We start from the raw sequence: 4,205 nt of genomic DNA, 5'->3' as shown, positions 1-4,205 counted from the left end.
ACGGAATGGTGCCGCATCAACCGCGCGACGCGCCGTCCGATGCGGATCAATGGTGAGGTGCTGGAATTGTTTCAGGTGCCGGGCTAGAGGCGGGCCGTGCATCCCTTCGCTGCCGCAGCGGCATTGAGGGCTTCGACCAGTTCCGCTGATACCGGCACGCCCTCGCGCAGCCGCTTGCCACGCAGGGCCCGTTCCGGATCGCCGGGATAGAGGACCGGACTGTCCCAATCCATCGGCGGCGAGGCGAGAGCGTATGTCGCCAGGGCCTCGATCTCATGCTCCATCCAGTCCGCTTCGCCGAACATCGCCGGATTGATCAGGATGGCGAACATGCCGTTGCGCACGGCGCCGCCGCGTGGATGCTCCGGCTGGATCGTGCCGCCGCCGGAGAGCACGCCACCGAGCAGTTCGCAGGCGAGGGCGAGGCCATAGCCCTTGTGGCGGCCCATCGGGGTGAGGGCGCCCCGGCGCACCGGTTCGCTCATGCCGGATGGATCCGTCGTCGGCATGCCATGCTCATTGATCAGCGAGCCGGGCGGAATGTCCTGGCCGCGCGCCGCGGCAATCTTGAGCCGGCCGAGCGAGATGCGGCTGGTGGCCATGTCGAGCACAAAGCTGGATCGATGCGTGGTGGCGGGAAAGGCGATGCAGACCGGATCCGTGCCAAGCCTGGCATCGGAGCCATGAAACGGTGCCATGACGGGCGGCTGGCCGGTGATATTGACGAAGAGGAGGGCCGCCAGGCCGGCTGCAGCCGCCTGCTCGCCATAGGCGCCGATACGACCGAGATCATGGGCATGGCCCAGCGTCGCCGCTGCCAGCCCGTGTTCGAGCGCCTTGGCACCGGCCCGCTCGATCAGGCGTGACGCCGCCGGTGCGCCCCAACCGCCATCGGCATCGACGCGCAGCAGGATCCCGGTCTCGGTCAGGACATGCTCCTTGCTGTCGAGATTGACCAGTTGCCGGCCGGCCTGTTCAAGCCAGGCCGGAAGCAGCGCGATGCCATTGCTGTCATGTCCCGCCAGGCTGGCAGAGACAAGATGCTCCGATACACCTTCCGCATCCTCGGGCCTCGCGCCGGCAGCCCTCAGCAGGGCGGCGCAAAACTCGGTCATCTCCCGGGCAGGCAGGCGGATATCGCTGGTCTTCATTGGGCCTCACTGCGAGTGTCAGGGAATCGAAACGGCCATCATAGGCGCCCTCCATCCCGGACCATAGCCGCTCACCGGTGAAGCCGGTAATCCCGTCCGCCCGCCCTCCGATCGGTCACGGCCACAGCATCAATGGATACAGGCTGACCGGTCAGGCGCCAGGCCGGCCGAGCCGGTTTCGTGGCAAAATGAGAAAAACCAGCACTGCCTCAAATTTCACCGTGCCACTTAAGCGTTTAGCAATTGATTTGAGTCATTCTCCCTCGTGCCGGACAATTGCTGGACCGGACAAGAAGACACCGCGTTGAACACGGGAAAAATCCCGGACGGCGCACGCCAAAACTGGATGAAGGGTAAGTCAATGTATAAAACGGGAACAATGATCCTGGCGGTGGCAATGTCCGCCATGGCATTTTCAGCCGCTCCGGCGTTCGCTCAAGAGCGCGAACGTACGAGCGTAGCAGCTCCGGAATATCCGCGTGGCGCCGAGCGTCGCGGTGTCGAGGGCTATGCAGTTGTCGAATACACGGTGTCGCCCGATGGCACTGTCGAAAATCCGACGGTCGTCGAAGCGCAGCCGGAAGGCGTGTTTGATCGCGCTGTCCTGCATGCAATCGAAGGTTGGAGCTATGCGCCAGCTGAGGCCTCGACCGAGGGCGTGGTACAGCGTTTCGATTTCAACCTGGGCGGTTAATGACCCGGGTGGTGCGGTCAGCGGACAAAAGATTTCAGCGATCGCCATCAAAATAAGAATTCATTTACGGGCGGCGCGTTAGCGTCGCCTGTAATTTCTTGCCCGAGGCCATTAACCATAAGGGGCCAAGCCCATGAATGCTGTACTCGCCGGACTTGGAGAAAAAACCTCCAGCGTCAAATTTCGGCTTCTGGCCGCCTTCGCTCTATCATCCGTGATGACGCTCGTGGCGGCTGTCGTGGGCGTCACGGGCTTCAACTCCACCAATCTTGCGGTCAGTCAGATCACCAGCCGCGCCATTCCCGAAACATTGGCCGTCGACGCGCTCAGCGAGGACAGCCAGGGCCTCAGCGCTGTATTGCAGGAACTCGCGCTCTCCTCGACCTCCGAAGTGAGGGGCGAGAACTTCCAACGCGCCATTGAGCTTCGCGATCACCTGTCGCCGCAACTGGACGCGCTCCGCGTTCTGTCGAATGGCGGCGAGCTGACGACCCTGAACGAAGCGGCGGCAGAGTTGTCCGGCATGGTCGAGGGCATGAATTCCGCGGTCGACCGGCGTCTTACCGTTCGCAATCAGCGCCGCGACACCACCAATCTGGCGCGCCAGGGCCGGGTCAGCCTGGCCAGCAGTATCGAGACCGCGCTCGACAATAGCGAAGAGGGCGATGTCGAAAGCCTGCTGCGCGCCCTGATCGCCGCCAACCAGCTCCTGATCCAGTACAATGAACTCGATATCGCCGCGTCCGATGCGGAGATCGATGCCATCTACGACCGGTATGACGAAGCGGCCGGTGAGCTTGATATCAACCTGGCACTGCTCGAGCGTCCGGCCTCACCGCTGGTCCGTGACCAGGCCGACCTGTTGATTGGCTATGGCGACGGCGCGGCGGGCGTGTTCGAACTCCGCAAGGCCGAATTGGCCGCGATTGCGCAAGCTGAGGTCCTTGCCGCCGAGGCCCGTACCGCGGCCTCAGCGCTGACCACCCATGTCACCGCATTCAAACAGGAAGTCAGCCAGCGGGTCGATATTGCGACCCAAGCCGCCAATTCTGCCGTCGTGACAGGTCGTGTCGTCCTGATCGCGATCGCCGCGATCGGCCTGGGCATTGCTGCCGGTATCGGCTGGTTCTACGTCAACAGGACGCTCCTGAAACGTATCAGCGCGATGGCGCGTACCATGCGGGCGCTGGCCGAGGGAAATAGCGACGTCAATCTGAACTTCACGCCGGGCAATGACGAGATTGGCGACATGGCGCGATCGGTGGATGTTTTCCGCCAGAACGCGATCGAGCGTACCCGGCTGGAAGCCGAGACGCTGGCAGAGCGCCGAATGAAGGAAAAACGGGCTGCGGCCGTCGAGAGCCTGATCCAGGCCTTCGAAGAAGCGTCCGCCGATGCCATCGGCCAGGTCAGTGCCGCTGCCAACCAGATGGAAACGGCCGCCCGCACGATGAGTTCGACCGCCGCCGCCACAACCGGCAAATCCGCCGCTGTGGCGCATGCCTCGGAAGGTGCGTCGCAAAACGTCCAGACCGTGGCCGCTGCGGCCGAGGAGATGGTCTCCTCCATTGGCGAGATCAGCCAGCAGATCGCCCGCTCGACCCAGATCGCCGGCAGCGCTGTCGACCAGGTCGAACGCACCAATGGCGATGTCCAGCGTCTCGATGATGCTGCCAAGAGCATTGATGACATTGTCGGCCTGATCAATGACATCGCCGAACAGACCAATCTCCTGGCCCTCAACGCGACCATCGAGGCAGCTCGCGCCGGTGAGGCCGGCAAGGGCTTTGCGGTGGTGGCCTCCGAAGTGAAGGCGCTAGCGAGCCAGACCGGAGCTGCGACGCAGAATATCTCCGAACACATCTCCGGCATTCAGAGCGCCACCTCCAAGGCGGTCGAGGCGATGTCCTCGATCGGCGGCACGATTCACGAGATGAGTGAAATCGCGACGGCCATCGCTGCGGCGATGGAAGAGCAGCGTGCTGCAGCCGGCGAAATCACCCGCTCGGCCCAGGAAGCTGCCGATGGAACGCGCGATGTGTTTGCCAATATCCAGGAAGTCGATCGCGCGACCTCGGAAACCGGCGAAAGCGCCGGTGAGGTTCTCGAGGCGTCGCTGGCCGTTTCGCGCCAGTCGGGCAGCCTGAAAACCTCCGTCGAGCAATTCCTCACCGAGGTGCGTTCGGCCTGATCTGCAGACAACTGAAATCAGGGACCGCCCGTGGCTTGTCAGCTGCGGGCGGTCCGCGTATACGGCGTGCCTCTCTGCTTGCAGAGGGTGTGGCGGGGTAGCTCAGCTGGTTAGAGCGCAGGACTCATAATCTTGAGGTCGGGAGTTCAAGTCTCCCTCCCGCTACCAT

Annotated in this window: 3 protein-coding genes and 1 tRNA gene; 3 read left to right on the top strand and 1 reads right to left on the bottom strand. The window is 63.3% G+C overall.

All coding sequences use genetic code 11. From position 1 onward, the window contains the following. Window positions 1-83 precede the first annotated feature (83 nt). Window positions 84-1,151 carry an Ldh family oxidoreductase gene (locus tag AAC023_RS13800; RefSeq protein ID WP_339741772.1) on the bottom strand — a complete coding sequence of 356 codons (1,068 nt, stop codon included), beginning with the start codon at window positions 1,149-1,151 and terminating at the stop codon, window positions 84-86. Window positions 1,152-1,557: 406 nt separating this feature from the next. Between AAC023_RS13800 and AAC023_RS13795 the strand changes: the two genes are divergently transcribed. From AAC023_RS13795 to AAC023_RS13785, 3 genes are all read left to right on the top strand, one after another. Continuing rightward, window positions 1,558-1,845, top strand: a complete 288-nt coding sequence (locus tag AAC023_RS13795; protein ID WP_339741771.1) for an energy transducer TonB — start codon at window positions 1,558-1,560, stop codon at window positions 1,843-1,845. Window positions 1,846-1,978: 133 nt separating this feature from the next. Continuing rightward, window positions 1,979-4,036, top strand: coding sequence for a methyl-accepting chemotaxis protein (locus tag AAC023_RS13790; RefSeq protein ID WP_339741770.1), 2,058 nt, complete (start codon window positions 1,979-1,981; stop codon window positions 4,034-4,036). 91 nt (window positions 4,037-4,127) lie between these two features. Beyond that, window positions 4,128-4,204 (top strand) — tRNA-Met (locus tag AAC023_RS13785). The last annotated feature ends 1 nt before the right edge of the window (window position 4,205 follow it).

Source organism: uncultured Maricaulis sp. (assembly GCF_963976135.1).
Classification (GTDB): domain Bacteria; phylum Pseudomonadota; class Alphaproteobacteria; order Caulobacterales; family Maricaulaceae; genus Maricaulis.
This window is presented reverse-complemented; position numbering and strand designations above follow the sequence as displayed.

Excerpts from the sequence above, each read along its gene's own strand:
- AAC023_RS13800 (WP_339741772.1), bottom strand. The coding sequence starts at position 1,151 with ATGAAGACCAGCGATATCCGCCTGCCTGCCCGGGAGATGACCGAGTTT.
- AAC023_RS13795 (WP_339741771.1), top strand. The coding sequence starts at position 1,558 with ATGGCATTTTCAGCCGCTCCGGCGTTCGCTCAAGAGCGCGAACGTACG.
- AAC023_RS13790 (WP_339741770.1), top strand. The coding sequence starts at position 1,979 with ATGAATGCTGTACTCGCCGGACTTGGAGAAAAAACCTCCAGCGTCAAA.